This window comes from Bacillus tequilensis, assembly GCF_012225885.1.
Classification (GTDB): domain Bacteria; phylum Bacillota; class Bacilli; order Bacillales; family Bacillaceae; genus Bacillus; species Bacillus tequilensis.
Genome location: NZ_CP048852.1, coordinates 1,540,757 through 1,556,680 on the forward strand (window position 1 = coordinate 1,540,757; position 15,924 = coordinate 1,556,680).

Annotated in this window: 15 protein-coding genes; 14 read left to right on the forward strand and 1 reads right to left on the reverse strand. The window is 45.9% G+C overall.

Annotated features, from left to right (window positions below):
- The first annotated feature begins 10 nt into the window (after positions 1-10).
- The 4 genes from cysC (at position 11) to sirC (ending at position 2,732) form a co-directional block, all read left to right on the forward strand.
- Positions 11-604 carry an adenylyl-sulfate kinase gene (cysC, locus tag G4P54_RS08180; protein WP_015252120.1) on the forward strand — a complete coding sequence of 198 codons (594 nt, stop codon included), beginning with the start codon at positions 11-13 and terminating at the stop codon, positions 602-604.
- Between the two features lie 98 nt (positions 605-702).
- Positions 703-1,476, forward strand: coding sequence for a uroporphyrinogen-III C-methyltransferase (cobA, locus tag G4P54_RS08185; RefSeq protein ID WP_024716107.1), 774 nt, complete (start codon positions 703-705; stop codon positions 1,474-1,476).
- A 1-nt stretch (position 1,477) separates the two neighbouring features.
- Positions 1,478-2,263, forward strand: a complete 786-nt coding sequence (sirB, locus tag G4P54_RS08190; protein ID WP_167872326.1) for a sirohydrochlorin chelatase — start codon at positions 1,478-1,480, stop codon at positions 2,261-2,263.
- On the forward strand, positions 2,244-2,732 hold the full coding sequence (sirC, locus tag G4P54_RS08195) for a precorrin-2 dehydrogenase (protein WP_024716105.1): 489 nt from the start codon (positions 2,244-2,246) through the stop codon (positions 2,730-2,732). The genes sirB and sirC overlap by 20 nt, the downstream gene beginning before the upstream one ends.
- Before the next feature lie 39 nt (positions 2,733-2,771).
- Here sirC and rqcH read toward each other — a convergent pair whose 3' ends face one another.
- On the reverse strand, positions 2,772-4,484 hold the full coding sequence (rqcH, locus tag G4P54_RS08200) for a tRNA modification protein RqcH (RefSeq protein WP_205781570.1): 1,713 nt from the start codon (positions 4,482-4,484) through the stop codon (positions 2,772-2,774).
- A 121-nt stretch (positions 4,485-4,605) separates the two neighbouring features.
- Here rqcH and G4P54_RS08205 point away from each other — a divergent pair, with 121 nt between their 5' ends.
- From G4P54_RS08205 to rsmB, 10 genes are all read left to right on the forward strand, one after another.
- Positions 4,606-7,278 carry a calcium-translocating P-type ATPase, SERCA-type gene (locus G4P54_RS08205; protein WP_167872328.1) on the forward strand — a complete coding sequence of 891 codons (2,673 nt, stop codon included), beginning with the start codon at positions 4,606-4,608 and terminating at the stop codon, positions 7,276-7,278.
- Between the two features lie 82 nt (positions 7,279-7,360).
- Positions 7,361-8,236: a YicC/YloC family endoribonuclease gene (locus tag G4P54_RS08210; RefSeq protein WP_167872329.1), complete on the forward strand. Its 876-nt coding sequence runs from the start codon at positions 7,361-7,363 to the stop codon at positions 8,234-8,236.
- 76 nt (positions 8,237-8,312) lie between these two features.
- On the forward strand, positions 8,313-8,582 hold the full coding sequence (gene remA / locus G4P54_RS08215) for an extracellular matrix/biofilm regulator RemA (protein WP_003154355.1): 270 nt from the start codon (positions 8,313-8,315) through the stop codon (positions 8,580-8,582).
- Between the two features lie 7 nt (positions 8,583-8,589).
- Positions 8,590-9,204 (forward strand): guanylate kinase, encoded by a 615-nt coding sequence (gmk, locus tag G4P54_RS08220; RefSeq protein ID WP_003232083.1) that lies wholly within the window; start codon positions 8,590-8,592, stop codon positions 9,202-9,204.
- 3 nt (positions 9,205-9,207) lie between these two features.
- Positions 9,208-9,411 (forward strand): DNA-directed RNA polymerase subunit omega, encoded by a 204-nt coding sequence (rpoZ, locus tag G4P54_RS08225; RefSeq protein WP_003221520.1) that lies wholly within the window; start codon positions 9,208-9,210, stop codon positions 9,409-9,411.
- 79 nt (positions 9,412-9,490) lie between these two features.
- On the forward strand, positions 9,491-10,711 hold the full coding sequence (coaBC, locus tag G4P54_RS08230; RefSeq protein ID WP_167872330.1) for a bifunctional phosphopantothenoylcysteine decarboxylase/phosphopantothenate--cysteine ligase CoaBC: 1,221 nt from the start codon (positions 9,491-9,493) through the stop codon (positions 10,709-10,711).
- Positions 10,708-13,125, forward strand: a complete 2,418-nt coding sequence (gene priA / locus G4P54_RS08235) for a primosomal protein N' (protein ID WP_167872331.1) — start codon at positions 10,708-10,710, stop codon at positions 13,123-13,125. The genes coaBC and priA overlap by 4 nt, the downstream gene beginning before the upstream one ends.
- 26 nt (positions 13,126-13,151) lie before the next feature.
- Positions 13,152-13,634, forward strand: coding sequence for a peptide deformylase (def, locus tag G4P54_RS08240; protein ID WP_167872332.1), 483 nt, complete (start codon positions 13,152-13,154; stop codon positions 13,632-13,634).
- 4 nt (positions 13,635-13,638) lie between these two features.
- Positions 13,639-14,592 (forward strand): methionyl-tRNA formyltransferase, encoded by a 954-nt coding sequence (gene fmt / locus G4P54_RS08245; protein ID WP_024716098.1) that lies wholly within the window; start codon positions 13,639-13,641, stop codon positions 14,590-14,592.
- Complete coding sequence (rsmB, locus tag G4P54_RS08250; RefSeq protein ID WP_167872333.1) at positions 14,579-15,922, forward strand: 16S rRNA (cytosine(967)-C(5))-methyltransferase RsmB; 1,344 nt, start codon at positions 14,579-14,581, stop codon at positions 15,920-15,922. The genes fmt and rsmB overlap by 14 nt, the downstream gene beginning before the upstream one ends.
- The last annotated feature ends 2 nt before the right edge of the window (positions 15,923-15,924 follow it).

Sequence of the window (15,924 nt, forward strand, 5' to 3'; positions counted from 1 at the left end):
AGGACTGGCAGTGACAAATCGCGATATTGTATGGCATGAAGCCTCTATTACAAAAGAAGAGTACCAGCAAAAAAACAAGCACAAAAGCTCAATTCTCTGGCTGACAGGGTTAAGCGGCTCAGGTAAATCAACGATTGCCAATGCTGCTGCGAGAGAATTATTTGAGCAAGGCTACCAAGTCATTGTGCTGGACGGGGATAATATTCGCCACGGCTTAAATAAGGACCTTGGTTTTTCTGATGAAGACCGGAAAGAAAACATCCGCCGAATCGGAGAGGTGGCAAAGCTTTTTGTTCAGCAGGGCACCATTGTGATTACTGCTTTTATCTCTCCTTTCCGAGAGGACAGACAACAGGTTCGCGAGCTTGTGGAAGCAGGCGAATTCAATGAAGTATACATTAAATGCGACCTTGATATTTGTGAACAAAGAGATCCGAAAGGACTCTACAAAAAAGCAAGAAACGGGGAGATTCCGTTTTTTACAGGGATTGATTCTCCTTATGAAGAGCCGGAAGCACCGGAGCTCGTTCTTGATTCAGGACAGCATGACCGTGAAGCGTGCAAAAACCAGCTGATCGAGTTTGTCAAACAAAAATTGAGCTGAATATGATCGGCTGTGTTCTTCTCAGATGCCGGAATGCAAGCGAGAACAGCACCACAGCAAATGTTCTGGAAGAACTCGAATAGATCGGGGGAAATACGATGGGGAAAGTATATATTGTAGGAGCGGGTCCCGGAGACCCTGATCTGCTGACAATCAAAGCGTTGAAAGCCATTGAAAAAGCGGATGTCATCTTATATGACAGATTAGTAAATAAAGAGATTTTACAATATGCCAAAGAGCAAGCAGACCTGATCTACTGCGGGAAGCTTCCAGATTTTCATACAATGAAGCAGGAAACCATCAATCGATTTCTTGTGAAGTATGCGCAAAAAGGAAAAAACGTTGTCAGATTAAAGGGCGGAGACCCATTTGTGTTCGGAAGAGGAGGGGAGGAAGCGGAATGTCTGTCTGAAAACGGAATTCCGTTTGAAATCATCCCCGGCATTACATCAGGAATCGCGGCAGCCGCTTATGCCGGGATTCCTGTTACTCATCGGGACGCAGGCTCTAACGTCGCATTTGTAACGGGTCATTATCAAAAAGAAGAAGATTTTGATAAAAAGTGGAAAGCGCTCGCCACTGGAATTGATACACTTGTCATCTATATGGGTATCAAAAACGTGCAGCAGATTGAAAGGAAACTTCTTGAAAACGGCCGGGACGGTTCTACACCGGCAGCCTTTATTCATTGGGGAACAACGGATAAGCAAAAATCTGTTTTCTGTACGGTTGAGACCCTTTCAGAAACGGTGATAAAAGAAGACATTAAAAATCCTAGTTTAATTGTCATTGGAAATGTTGTAAATTATCACTATAAGCTGGATTGGTTTGAACCTGAACTGAAAAAACAAGATTTAAGCGAGGCGTTGTAAAATGAAACAAGCCATTTTATATGTCGGTCACGGCAGCCGGATAAAAAAGGCACAGCAAGAAGCGGCAGCCTTTTTGGAAGGATGCAAGGCGCACATCTCTGCGCCTATACAGGAAATCAGCTTTTTGGAGCTTCAGGAGCCGACAATTGAGACAGGGTTTGAAGCATGTGTGAAGCAAGGCGCCACTCATATCGCAGTGGTGCCTCTGCTTCTTTTAACAGCTGCGCATGCAAAGCATGATATTCCGGAAGAAATTGCGCGCGCGGCATTCCGGTATCCTTCGGTCCGCCTTTCATACGGAAAGCCGATCGGAATTGACGAAGAAGTAGTCAAAGCCGTATATCACCGAATGAAAGACATAGGTGTTCCGTATGAAAATGCCAGAGTTGTGCTTATTGGAAGGGGAAGTTCAGATCCTGATGTAAAAAGAGACGTAACCGGGATTGCCCATCTTCTTCAAAATATGCTTCCGGTCAAGGAAGTCATCCCGTGCTTTTTGACAGCATGCGGTCCGAACTATAAAGAGATTTTTTCAGAGCTGAAAAAAGATGACGGCCTAACAACCTTTATCGTTCCATACTTGCTCTTTACCGGTATGCTGATGAATGAAATTGAACGAGAGGTTCAGAAATTAAAAGCTGATAATCCGAATGTCTACCTCTCTTCCTATATCGGTTTTCATCCTCATGTGAAAAACGCATTTTTGAACCGCGTGAGAGAAACCGCCGCAAATCCGGAAGGGGCATTTGATTTTGACGGAGGTTCATATGCTTCCGCTGCACATTAGTCTGGAAAAGAAAAAGGTTGTCATTGCGGGGGGCGGCAGCATCGCTCTCAGAAGACTGAAAACGGTGCTTTCTGAGGGAGCTGATATTACGCTTGTCAGTCCGGATGTTGAACCGGAAATCAAGCAAATGGCAGACAATCACCGCATCAGGTGGGTCAGCCGCACGATTGAAAAAGAAGACTATCTCGATGCTTTTTTGATTATTGCCGCAACTGATCATCCGGCAGTGAACAAAGAGATTGCTCAAACCGCGGCGCCTTTTCAGCTTGTCAATTGTGCCAGTCATGCTGAACTTGGCAATGTATACATGCCGAAAATCGTAAAAAAAGGCCATGTCACGGTGTCTGTCTCGACAAACGGAGCCAGCCCGAAGCACACAAAGGAGCTGGCCGGAAAAGTGGATGAGCTGATTGACGGCGATTTTGTCGCTGAAGTGGACAGGCTTTATCAGGTAAGAAGAAAGAAATAAGCCAGAGCATCATAATGCTCTGGCTTTTTTTTGTGCGGCTCAGCTTTTTTTTAGCTTGATGACAGTATCGGCATCAGGTGTGACAAAGACGGTATGCTGGCTGTCGTAGGTGACGAAGCCGGGCTTCGCGCCGTTCGGTTTTTTGACATGCCTGATTTTTGTATAATCGACAGGCACTGAACTTGATTCTTTCGCTTTTGAAAAATAAGCTGCAATTGTGGCTGCTTCTAGAATTGTTTGCTCATCCGGTTCGCTGCTTCTAATGACAACGTGGGAGCCGGGAATATCTTTCGTGTGAAGCCAAATATCATCTCTGGCTGCCGCTCTTGTCGTTAAGTATTCGTTTTGGCGGTTGTTTTTTCCCACTAAAATCGTCAGGCCCGAAGAAGATTCGTATGTTTCTAAAACCGGGTTGTGCGGCTTTTGTTTTTTCTGCCCTTTTTGTTGTTTAGGTCGTAAATATTTACCCTCCACAAGCTCTTCCCTGATTTCGCTGATATCTCGGGGAGAAGCGGATGAAAGCTGCTGAATCAGCTGGTCAAAGTATTCGATCTCTTCCTGTGCCAGCCTGATTTGCTCCTCGACAACCGCGACCGAATTTTTCGCTTTTTGATATTTTGTGAAGTAGGCCTGTGCGTTTTCAGAAGGCGTCTTATTCGGATTTAAAGGAATCGTGATTGTCGGACTTTCTTCATCATAATAGTTGATGACCTCAGCCTGTTTATCGCCTTTTTTTAGCATATATAAGTTCGCTGTTAACAGCTCACCGTATAGCTGGAATTCCTTCGCGCTTTCTGAATACTCCAGTGTTTTCTCTAATTTTTTGATTTTGTTGGCATTTTTCTTTCGTTCATTGACAACAAATCGTTCAAGATCCTGAGCCTGCTGTTTGACCCGGTCTCGTTCCGCTTTTCCAAAATAAAAACGATCGAGCAACTCGCTTAATGAATCAAAACGGCGCGCTTCGCCTTTTAGATGTGTCAGCTCCAGCAGATAAAAATATTCTTTTCCGCTTACGGTCGTAATGTTAGGAATGAAGCGGTGCTCTTTTACTTCCGCGAAAAGCTCCAGCAGTGCTTTTGGAAGTGTGACTTTGTTAGCGAGGCCCGCTCTGTGAACCGCTTCTTTGGCAAAGAGCGGAGACACCCCTGAAAAGTGGTCGACAATCTGTTTATCAAGGCGTCCTTCTTGAAAACTGAGATGACGCAAAATATCGTCTTCTGTCGCCTTAAACGGCGAAATTTTGTCCTGTGCCGGCGGAAGCTTATAATCGTGTCCGGGCAGCACTGTACGATAGCTGTTCATTGACGGTGATAAATGCTTAAGCCCGTCGATGATCACATTGTCTTCTCCGTCTGTCAAAATGATATTGCTGTGGCGGCCCATAATTTCTACATATAGCTTTCGAGTGGTTTCATCGCCAATTTCGTTCCGGCTTTTGATATGAAAAATCATAATGCGGTCTAAGCCCGCTTGTTCAATTTTCTCAATGAATCCGCCCTCGATATGCTTTCTCAGCAGCATGCAAAACATCGGCGGTTCGCTCGGGTTTTCATAAGCTTGCGTTGTAATATGCACCCGTGAATAGCTCGGGTGTGCGGATAACAATAGTTTTTGGTTTTTTCCATTGGCGCGGATGTGAAAAATCACATCGTGTTTATATGGCTGATGGATTTTCGTAATTCGTCCGCCCGTTATTTTCCCGTTAAGTTCATGTGTCATTCCGTATGTAAACATGCCATCAAACGACATATGCAATACACCCTCTCATTCTTCCTGCATTCGATAATTATAGCATGAAATGGGACGAGTCAGAATAAGCATGCTTATAGAGTGATATCTCTATATGAGAGCAGGGGAGTGGACGAGCGGAATGAAGTTTCATGAAATGGGACAAACAGATTTACTAGAGGCAACCAATACGTCCATGAAACAAGGATTAACAGAAAAAGAGGTGAAAAAACGCCTCGACAAGCATGGGCCAAACGAGCTGCAAGAAGGGAAAAAAACATCAGCGCTTCTCTTGTTTTTCGCGCAGTTCAAAGATTTTATGGTGCTTGTTCTTTTGGCGGCAACGTTAATCTCAGGTTTTCTTGGTGAATACGTAGACGCGGTTGCAATTATTGCGATTGTGTTTGTGAATGGCATACTCGGCTTCTTTCAAGAAAGGCGTGCTGAGCAATCTCTTCAGGCTTTAAAAGAGCTTTCAACACCGCATGTCATGGCGCTCAGGGAAGGAAGCTGGTCAAAGATTCCTTCTAAAGAACTTGTGCCGGGTGATATTGTGAAATTTACGAGCGGGGACAGGATTGGCGCGGATGTTCGAATTGTCGAAGCGAGAAGCCTTGAAATAGAGGAGTCAGCACTAACCGGGGAATCAATCCCGGTTGTGAAGCATGCCGATAAATTGAAAAAACCGGATGTTTCCCTCGGTGATATTACGAATATGGCATTTATGGGAACGATTGTGACCCGCGGCAGCGGTATCGGAGTCGTCGTCGGCACAGGAATGAATACGGCAATGGGGAAAATTGCCGACATGCTTGAAACGGCAGGGACACTCTCAACCCCGCTGCAAAGAAGACTCGAGCAGCTCGGAAAGATTTTAATTGTTGTTGCATTGCTTCTGACCGTACTTGTCGTTGCCGTCGGTGTCATCCAGGGTCACGATTTGTACAGCATGTTTTTAGCGGGTGTGTCGTTAGCGGTTGCCGCTATTCCTGAGGGGCTCCCGGCCATTGTGACAGTGGCGCTGTCGCTAGGCGTACAGCGGATGATTAAGCAAAAATCGATCGTAAGAAAACTCCCTGCGGTTGAAACGCTGGGATGTGCGTCTATCATTTGTTCAGATAAAACAGGGACGATGACGCAAAACAAAATGACAGTGACACATGTCTGGTCCGGAGGGAAAACGTGGAGAGTGGCAGGAGCCGGCTATGAGCCGAAAGGAAGCTTCACGCTAAACGAAAAAGAGATCAGTGTCAATGAACATAAGCCGCTTCAGCAGATGCTGCTGTTCGGAGCGCTTTGTAACAACTCCAATATTGAGGAAAGAGACGGCGAATATGTGCTTGATGGAGATCCGACAGAGGGAGCGCTCCTCACTGCGGCGAGAAAAGGCGGTTTTTCAAAAGAATTTGTTGAATCTCATTACCGGGTAATCGAAGAATTTCCGTTTGATTCCGCCCGGAAAATGATGACAGTCATTGTCGAGGATCGGGACAGAAAGCGGTATATCATTACTAAAGGTGCACCAGATGTGCTGATGCAGCGTTCTTCCCGTATTTTTTATGACGGTTCAGCGGCTCTTTTCTCAAATGAGAGAAAAGCAGAAACAGAGGCGGTATTAAGACATTTGGCATCACAGGCGCTCAGAACGATAGCAGTCGCCTACAAGCGGATAAAAGCAAATGAAACACCGTCTATGGAGCAGGCGGAAAAAGATTTGACGATGCTCGGTCTTTCAGGCATCATCGATCCGCCGCGGCCGGAGGTCAGACAGGCGATTAAAGAATGCCGTGAAGCCGGAATCAAGACCGTCATGATTACAGGCGATCATGTAGAGACCGCTAAAGCGATAGCGAAAGACTTGCGCCTCCTTCCGAAGAAGGGAAAAATCATGGACGGCAAGATGCTGAATGAACTTACTCAAGAGGAGCTTGCTCATGTGGTGGAGGACGTGTATGTCTTTGCCCGCGTTTCTCCTGAGCATAAACTGAAAATCGTGAAAGCTTATCAGGAAAACGGACATATTGTGGCAATGACTGGAGATGGCGTCAATGACGCCCCGGCCATTAAACAGGCTGACATCGGGGTCGCTATGGGCAATACCGGGACAGATGTGGCCAAAGAAGCGTCATCCCTTGTGCTTGTGGACGATAATTTCGCGACAATCAAATCAGCGATAAAAGAGGGCAGAAACATCTATGAAAATATCAGAAAGTTTATTAGATACCTGCTGGCTTCTAACGTCGGAGAAATTCTTGTCATGCTGTTTGCAATGCTGCTTGCCCTTCCCTTGCCGCTCGTCCCAATTCAGATTTTATGGGTGAACTTGGTGACGGATGGGTTGCCGGCGATGGCACTCGGCATGGATCAGCCGGAAGGAGACGTGATGAAGCGGAAGCCCCGTCATCCGAAAGAAGGAGTGTTTGCCCGCAAGCTTGGGTGGAAGGTCGTCTCCAGAGGGTTTTTAATCGGCGCCGCCACTATTCTAGCGTTTATCATTGTGTATCATCGGAATCCGGAGAATTTGGCTTATGCTCAGACGATTGCGTTTGCCACATTGGTGCTGGCTCAGCTGATTCACGTTTTTGACTGCCGAAGCGAGACATCTGTTTTTTCCAGAAATCCGTTTCAAAATCTGTACTTAATCGGTGCGGTATTGTCATCCACTTTGCTGATGCTTGTTGTCATCTACTATCCGCCGCTTCAGCCGATTTTCCATACGGTTTCCATCACGCCGGGAGACTGGATGCTTGTCATCGGCATGTCTGCCATCCCTACTTTTTTACTGGCTGGGTCACTTTTGACAAGAAAAAAATAAATTCATATGATATAATCTTAGGGGTAATAGCATGTCTATTGCCCTTTTATTATGAGAACAGGGAAGAATTGGGTGTTTTAAAATGATACGAAGTATGACGGGCTTCGGCAGTGCAAGCAAAACACAAGATGATCTCTCTGTAAGCGTAGAACTTAAATCTGTGAACTACAGGTTTAAAGAAGTGAACGCTCGTTTGCCAAGGCCTTTGCTATATGTTGAAGATAAGCTGAAACAAACCATTCTGCAGCATATCCAGCGCGGAAGGATTGAGCTTTTCGTTTCCGTTGACAGCGATATGCTTGTGGAGAAAAGGCTTGAAATTGATTGGCCGCTCCTCGATGAGTTTGTCGCAGCTGCGGGAGATATGAAGAAGCGGTATCAATTGTCTTCAGATCCTGATGTAATGGATTTCTTTAAGCTTGACCATGTCGTCCAGATTCATGAAGAACAGACGCAAAATGACAAGCTGGAGGCGTTAATCACCGCTGCTGCAGAGGAAGCTGTAAAAGGGCTCTGTGAAATGCGTGAAAAAGAGGGGCAGCTTTTAGCGAAAGACTGCCTGACACATATTGATCAGCTTGAAGAGCTGGTGAAAGAAACTGAATTGCTGGCAGCAGACGTCGTATCTCGTTACCGGGAACGGCTGTACGCCAGAATCAAAGAATGGACTGAAGACGTATTAGACGAAAGCCGGCTTGTAACAGAATGCGCTATTTTTGCAGACCGCTCTGATATCACTGAGGAGATTACCAGGCTGAAGAGCCACTTCGCCCAGTTTCGTGATATATTAGCTGGGGGCGGAGCTGTCGGGCGCAAACTTGACTTTCTCGTTCAAGAGCTGAACCGGGAAGCCAATACAATTGGCTCAAAAGCAAATGATCACCAGATCACAAAGCTTGTCGTCGAAATGAAAAGTTCTATTGAAAAAATAAAAGAACAAGTGCAAAATATAGAATAGTGACTGTGCGTGTTGTTTACAGACGCTCTTGCTAGGCTAAACTAGAGACGTCTATTTTACAGGGGGAACGTAGAAGATGACGATTAAACTGATTAATATCGGATTTGGCAATATTATCTCCGCTAATCGGATGATTTCGATTGTCAGCCCGGAGTCTGCGCCAATCAAAAGAATGATTCAGGATGCAAGAGACCGCGGAATGCTAATTGACGCTACATACGGACGAAGAACCCGTGCAGTTGTCGTCATGGATAGTGATCACATTATCTTATCTGCCGTCCAGCCTGAGACAGTTGCACACAGACTTTCTGTTAAAGAAGAAATTATGGATGAAGGGCAGGGATAATTGCCGCATGAAAGAAAGAGGGTTATTAATCGTTCTCTCAGGTCCCTCAGGAGTTGGTAAAGGAACGGTTCGGCAAGCGATCTTTTCGCAGGAAGACACAAAATTTGAATATTCGATTTCAGTAACGACAAGAAGTCCGCGAGAGGGCGAAGTAAACGGAGTCGATTATTTTTTCAAAACAAGAGACGAATTCGAGCAAATGATTGCGGACAACAAGCTGCTTGAATGGGCAGAGTATGTCGGCAATTATTACGGCACGCCTGTCGATTATGTTGAACAGACACTTCAAGATGGAAAAGACGTCTTTTTAGAAATTGAAGTTCAAGGCGCTCTTCAAGTGAGAAATGCTTTTCCGGAAGGCCTGTTTATTTTCCTTGCGCCTCCAAGTCTTTCTGAACTGAAGAACAGAATCGTGACACGAGGAACGGAAACAGATGCTCTGATTGAAAATCGCATGAAAGCCGCAAAAGCTGAGATTGAAATGATGGATGCTTATGATTATGTCGTTGAAAACGATAATGTCGAAACGGCTTGCGATAAAATCAAGGCAATCGTTCTCGCTGAGCATTTGAAGCGCGAGCGCGTTGCGCCTAGATATAAGAAAATGCTGGAGGTTGAATAACAAATGTTAGATCCGTCAATTGACTCTTTAATGAATAAATTAGATTCCAAATACACGCTCGTGACTGTTTCTGCGAGACGTGCCCGTGAAATGCAAATCAAAAAAGACCAAATGATTGAACATACGATTTCACACAAATATGTAGGCAAAGCTTTGGAAGAAATTGATGCAGGCCTGCTTTCGTTTGAAAAGGAAGACCGCGAATAGTAGCACAAGTAGCAACCTATATCATGTAGGTTGTTATTTTTTTCCGTGCGGTTTTTAAAGTAAAAAGGGGGAGAAGTCATTGCTTAACAATCGAAATGTGTTGCTTTGCGTGAGCGGAGGCATCGCTGTTTATAAAGCCTGCGCGCTAACGAGCAAGCTGGTTCAGGCAGGAGCCAACGTCAAAGTGATTATGACTGAATCAGCTTGCCGATTCGTCTCACCGCTGACATTTCAGGCATTGAGCCGCCATGAAGTATATACAGATACATTTAAAGAACAAAACCCAAACGTCATTTCACATATTGATGCCGCAGACTGGGCCGACTTGATTATCGTGGCGCCGGCTACGGCCAATGTGATTGGCAAACTGGCAAACGGCATCGCTGATGATATGCTGACGACAACATTGCTTGCAGCAACGGCTCCCGTGTGGATCGCCCCGGCGATGAACGTTCACATGTATGACCATCCGGCAGTTAAACGAAATATTTCTGTTCTTTATCAGGATGGTTATCGTTTTATTGAGCCGAGCGAGGGTTATTTAGCATGCGGTTACGTGGGAAAAGGAAGACTGGAAGAGCCTGAAAATATCGTGAAGCTTGCCGAAGAGCATTTTGCTGAAGAAAAAACCGCTCCTTTAGAAGGGAAGCGTGTGGTCATTACAGCTGGCCCGACACGGGAAGCGATTGATCCTGTCCGATTTTTCACCAATAAATCAACTGGCAAAATGGGTTACGCATTAGCGGAGGCTGCTGTCCAGCTCGGTGCACAGGTAACCTTAATTTCTGGCCCTGTTTCGCTGGATCAGCCGAAAGGCCTTGCTCAGTTTATCCCGGTTCAATCGGCTGCGGATATGCGTGAAGCGGTGCTCTCAGTGTATGACACGAGTGATATTGTCATCAAAACAGCTGCGGTGGCCGATTTTACGCCGAAAACAGTATTTGATCATAAAATGAAAAAACAAGACGGCAGTATGACACTTGAATTGAATAGAACAGTCGATATTTTGAAAGAATTGGGCGAGAAAAAGAACGAGCAGATTTTAGTCGGATTTGCCGCTGAAACACAGGACGTTGAACACTATGCACGTAAAAAGCTCGCCGCCAAAAATCTTGATATGATTGTGGCAAATGATGTGAAAGCAAATGGGGCCGGCTTTGGTGCTGATACGAATATCGTAACAATCTTTTTTAAAGACGGGCATAAGCGCGAGCTTCCGATCATGTCTAAGCTCGATGTTTCTTTTGAAATCCTTCAAGAAATCGCAGCCCGCTCAACACAAACCGGAGAGCACTCATGAATTTTGCCGAAGTCATCGTTGATGTCAGCACCAAAAATATAGACAGGCCTTTTGATTACAAAATCCCGGACCATCTCAAAGGCATGATCAAAACAGGCATGCGAGTTATTGTTCCGTTTGGCCCCCGTAAAATTCAAGGGTTTGTGACAGCTGTGAAAGAAACGTCTGATCTCTCGGGGAAATCTGTCAAGGAGGTAGAGGGTTTATTAGATCTTACACCTGTTTTAACAGAGGAGCTTATGCATCTGTCATCATGGCTGTCCGACAAAACGCTGTCTTTTAAAATAACGGCGCTTCAAGCGATGCTGCCTGCCGCATTAAAGGCAAAATATGAAAAAGAATTAAAAATCGCACACGGCGCTGATCTTCCGCCGCAAGTGGAACGGCTGTTTTCTGAAACGAAAACGCTGCTTTATTCAGACATACCGGATCACGAGATGCTGAAACTGATTCAAAAGCATGTTCAAAAAGGCAGCATTGACGTAACGTACAAGGTTGCGCAAAAAGCCAATAAAAAAATGGTCAGGTATATTCAGGCAAATGCGAGTAAAGAAGAGCTTAGTAAGCAGGCTGAGGGATTATCCCGCCAAGCAGCCAAGCAGCAGGCGATTCTCCGCTTTTTCATCGCTGAGCCGGAAGGTGCAAACATCCCTGCCGCGGATTTGTGCAAAAAAACGGACGCGAGCTCTGCGACCATTAAAACCCTTATTCAAAAGGGGCTGTTGAAGGAAAGCTATGAAGAGGTTTACAGAGATCCCTATCAGGACAAAATGTTCAAAAAAACCGAGCCGCTCCCGCTGACAGACGAACAGAGCGCTGCCTTTGAGCCAATCCGCAAGACATTGGACAATGATGAACATAAAGTGTTCCTTCTTCACGGCGTAACAGGAAGCGGAAAAACAGAAATTTATCTGCAATCGATTGAAAAAGTACTGGCAAAAGGTAAGGAAGCTATCGTCCTCGTGCCGGAAATATCGCTGACACCGCAGATGGTCAATCGCTTCAAGGGCCGTTTCGGCTCTCAGGTGGCAGTCATGCACAGCGGTTTATCCACAGGAGAAAAATATGACGAGTGGCGTAAAATCCACCGGAAGGAAGTGCGCCTTGTCGTTGGCGCCCGATCCGCTATTTTTGCTCCGTTTGAAAATCTCGGAATGATTATCATCGATGAAGAACATGAGTCCTCTTATAAACAAGAAGAAATGCCGCGCTACCATGCGAAAGAGGTGGCGATCAAGCGGGCTGAGCATCACAGCTGCCCTGTTGTATTGGGCAGTGCTACACCGACATTAGAGTCATATGCACGGGCGCAAAAGGGCGTTTACGAGCTCCTTTCGCTGAAGCATCGCGTGAACCACCGGGTGATGCCTGAGGTTTCGCTTGTCGATATGAGAGAGGAGCTTAGAAGCGGCAACCGCTCCATGTTTTCAGTTGAATTGATGGAAAAGCTTGAAGAAACGATTGCAAAGGGCGAGCAGGCAGTTCTATTTTTAAATAAAAGAGGCTATTCCTCCTTTGTGATGTGCAGGGATTGCGGATATGTCCCGCAATGTCCGCACTGCGACATTTCCATGACGTACCATCGTTACGGCCAAAGGCTGAAATGCCATTATTGCGGACATGAAGAACCTGTTCCGCATACGTGTCCCGAATGCGCAAGCGAGTATATCCGCTTTTTCGGAACGGGAACACAAAGAGTGGAGGAAGAGCTGACAAAAGTGCTGCCAAATGCGAGAGTGATTCGGATGGATGTTGACACGACTTCAAGGAAAGGCGCCCATGAAAAATTATTGTCAGCTTTCGGAGAAGGAAAAGCGGATATTCTTCTCGGAACGCAAATGATTGCCAAAGGGCTTGACTTTCCAAATGTCACACTTGTCGGAGTACTAAGTGCCGATACAACACTTCATATTCCCGATTTTAGATCGGCCGAAAAAACATTTCAGCTGTTAACGCAAGTCAGCGGCCGGGCAGGCAGGCATGAAAAGCCGGGCCATGTCATCATCCAAACGTATACGCCGTCTCATTACAGCATCCAGCTGACGAAGACACACGATTATGAGACGTTCTATCAGCATGAAATGGCGCACAGGAGAGGGCAATCCTATCCGCCCTATTATTATTTGGCTCTTGTGACTGTTTCCCATGAGGAAGTGGCGAAAGCAGCTGTTACGGCTGAAAAAATCGCTCACTTCTTGAAAGGAAACTGCGGAGCTGACACGAAAATTCTCGGGCCGAGCGCGTCGCCGATAGCCAGGATCAAAGATAGATATCGCTATCAATGCGTGATAAAATACAAACAGGAGACCCAGTTATCAGCTTTATTGAAGAAGATACTGGAACATTATAAACGCGAAATTGAACAAAAGCATGTAATGATTTCAATTGATATGAATCCTTATATGATGATGTAAGATCTCACGTCTTGGAGGGTAACAAATTGGCGGTAAAAAAGGTCGTCACACATCCTGCGGAGGTTTTGGAAACACCGACGGAAACCGTGACTGTTTTTGATAAAAAGCTAAAAAAACTGCTTGATGATATGTACGACACCATGCTTGAAATGGATGGAGTCGGACTGGCAGCGCCGCAGATCGGCATTTTAAAAAGAGCGGCTGTCGTCGATATCGGGGATGACGGCGGAAGAATCGATCTTGTGAATCCCGAGATCTTAGAAAAAAGCGGTGAGCAGACCGGAATAGAAGGATGCTTGAGCTTTCCTGACGTCTATGGTGATGTCACACGTGCCGATTATGTCAAAGTGCGTGCGTTTAACCGTCAGGGAAAACCGTTCATTTTGGAAGCAAGAGGCTTTTTAGCGAGAGCCGTGCAGCACGAAATGGACCATTTAGACGGTGTCCTGTTTACATCTAAAATAAGTAAATACTATACAGAAGATGAACTAGCGGATATGGAAGGATGATTTGATGACGAGAATCGTATTTATGGGAACACCGGATTTTTCGGTTCCTGTTTTAAGAACCCTTTTAGAGGATGGATATGAAGTAGTGGGGGTCGTCACACAGCCGGACCGTCCGAAGGGCAGAAAAAAAGTGCTGACACCTCCTCCGGTAAAGGAAGAGGCAATGCGTCACGGCATCCCGGTTCTTCAGCCGGAAAAAGTCAGATTGGCAGAAGAAATTGAGAAAGTGCTCGCATTAAAGCCTGACCTGATTGTAACGGCGGCATTTGGGCAAATTTTGCCTAAGGAGCTTCTCGACAGCCCGAAATACGGCTGCATTAACGTTCACGCGTCTCTTTTGCCGGAACTGCGCGGAGGTGCTCCGATCCATTATTCCATCCTGCAGGGAAAAAAGAAAACCGGCGTTACCATTATGTATATGGTAGAAAAATTGGATGCAGGCGATATGATCTCAAAAGTGGAAGTGGACATTGAAGAAACCGACAATGTCGGAACTCTGCACGATAAATTAAGCGTAGCTGGCGCGAAGCTATTGTCTGAAACGGTTCCTAACGTCATTGCCGGCAGCATATCACCTGAAAAGCAGGATGAAGAGAAAGCGACATATGCGCCTAACATCAAAAGAGAGCAAGAGCTGATCGACTGGTCTAGAACAGGAGAAGAGCTTTACAACCAGATTCGCGGCTTAAATCCTTGGCCTGTTGCCTATACGACTCTTAATGGGCAAAACTTGAAAGTGTGGGCGTCGAAAAAAACATCCGCACCAGCCAAAGCTGAGCCCGGCACAGTCGTTGCGGTTGAAAAGGAAGGGATTATCGTTGCGACAGGTAACGAGACGGCTTTGCTATTGACCGAACTTCAGCCGGCAGGTAAAAAACGCATGAAGGGCGAGGACTTTGTTCGCGGCGCTCATGTTGCAGCAGGCGATATGTTAGGAGCAAACAATGAAAAAGAATAGTGTTCGTGATATCGCTCTTGAGGCGCTGGTCAAACTGGAACAAAACCAAGCATACAGCAACCTGCTCCTGAAATCGGTCATTAAATCAAATGAATTGAGCGATCAAGACAGAGGCCTTTTGACTGAACTTGTCTACGGTACATTGCAAAACAAGATCGCGCTTGATTATATGCTCAAACCGTTTATTAATAAGCCTCAAAAAGTAAAGCCGTGGGTGATTCAGCTTCTTCGCCTGTCCCTGTATCAAATGGAGTATCTGGAGAAGATTCCGGACAGGGCTGTTATCCATGAAGCGGTCGAGATTGCTAAAATTCGCGGACATAAGGGCATTGCATCATTTGTCAACGGCGTGCTGCGTTCTATTCAGCGCGAAGGTGTTCCATCCTTTGACGCCATCGAAGATCCTGTCCGCCGGCTGGCGACAGAAACAAGTCATCCAGAATGGCTCGTGAAAGAATGGGCAGACGCATATGGATTTGATGCGGCTGAAAAGGTTTGCCGTATCCACCTCATTCCGCCGAAGCAGACACTGCGCGTCAACCAAATGAAAACAGACAGATCGGATTTGCTTGATCAAATGGCTGCTGAGGGTATCGAAATTGAAAAAGGCGATCTGGCTGAAGACGCTTTGAAGCTTTTAAAGGGATCAATTGCCGGAACTCATTTCTTCCAAAACGGCGAAGTGTCCATTCAGGATGAGAGCTCCATGCTCGTCGCCCGTGCTCTTGACCCTAAGCCTGGTGAAGCGGTGCTTGACGCGTGTGCAGCACCTGGCGGAAAGTCGGCTCATATCGCAGAATTAATGGAGAACAAGGGAAGTGTTACGTCGCTTGATCTTCACAAACATAAAGTGAAGCTGATCAAAGAAGCGGCAGATCGTCTTGGCCTTTCCATTATTCATGCGGAAACAATGGATGCGCGAAAAGCAGGAGAAACGTTTGAAAATGGACAATTTAACCGGGTATTGGTCGATGCCCCGTGTTCAGGTTTTGGTGTCATTCGAAGAAAGCCTGACATGAAATACACGAAAAAGCCTGAAGACAGTGCGCGGCTTGCTGAAATTCAGCTGTCAATCTTAAGGGAAATCGCACCATTAGTAAAAAAAGGTGGCACTCTTGTCTACAGTACGTGTACAATGGACCGGACAGAAAATGAAGAAGTAATACATGCGTTTATACAGGAACATCCTGATTTTGAACCCGATTTGTCTCTTGAAAAGCGGCTGCCCGAAAAGGCGAGACCCTTTGTTCGGGATGGAAGGGTCCAAATCCTTCCTCATTATTTCGGAACAGATGGTTTCTTTATTTGCAGCATGAGAAAGAAGGGATAAGC

Coding starts and splice junctions, on each gene's coding strand:
- rsmB (WP_167872333.1), top strand. CDS start 14,579: ATGAAAAAGAATAGTGTTCGTGATATCGCTCTTGAGGCGCTGGTCAAA.
- priA (WP_167872331.1), top strand. CDS start 10,708: ATGAATTTTGCCGAAGTCATCGTTGATGTCAGCACCAAAAATATAGAC.
- sirC (WP_024716105.1), top strand. CDS start 2,244: ATGCTTCCGCTGCACATTAGTCTGGAAAAGAAAAAGGTTGTCATTGCG.
- sirB (WP_167872326.1), top strand. CDS start 1,478: ATGAAACAAGCCATTTTATATGTCGGTCACGGCAGCCGGATAAAAAAG.
- rpoZ (WP_003221520.1), top strand. CDS start 9,208: ATGTTAGATCCGTCAATTGACTCTTTAATGAATAAATTAGATTCCAAA.
- G4P54_RS08205 (WP_167872328.1), top strand. CDS start 4,606: ATGAAGTTTCATGAAATGGGACAAACAGATTTACTAGAGGCAACCAAT.
- fmt (WP_024716098.1), top strand. CDS start 13,639: ATGACGAGAATCGTATTTATGGGAACACCGGATTTTTCGGTTCCTGTT.
- G4P54_RS08210 (WP_167872329.1), top strand. CDS start 7,361: ATGATACGAAGTATGACGGGCTTCGGCAGTGCAAGCAAAACACAAGAT.
- cobA (WP_024716107.1), top strand. CDS start 703: ATGGGGAAAGTATATATTGTAGGAGCGGGTCCCGGAGACCCTGATCTG.
- gmk (WP_003232083.1), top strand. CDS start 8,590: ATGAAAGAAAGAGGGTTATTAATCGTTCTCTCAGGTCCCTCAGGAGTT.
- rqcH (WP_205781570.1), bottom strand. CDS start 4,484: ATGTCGTTTGATGGCATGTTTACATACGGAATGACACATGAACTTAAC.
- remA (WP_003154355.1), top strand. CDS start 8,313: ATGACGATTAAACTGATTAATATCGGATTTGGCAATATTATCTCCGCT.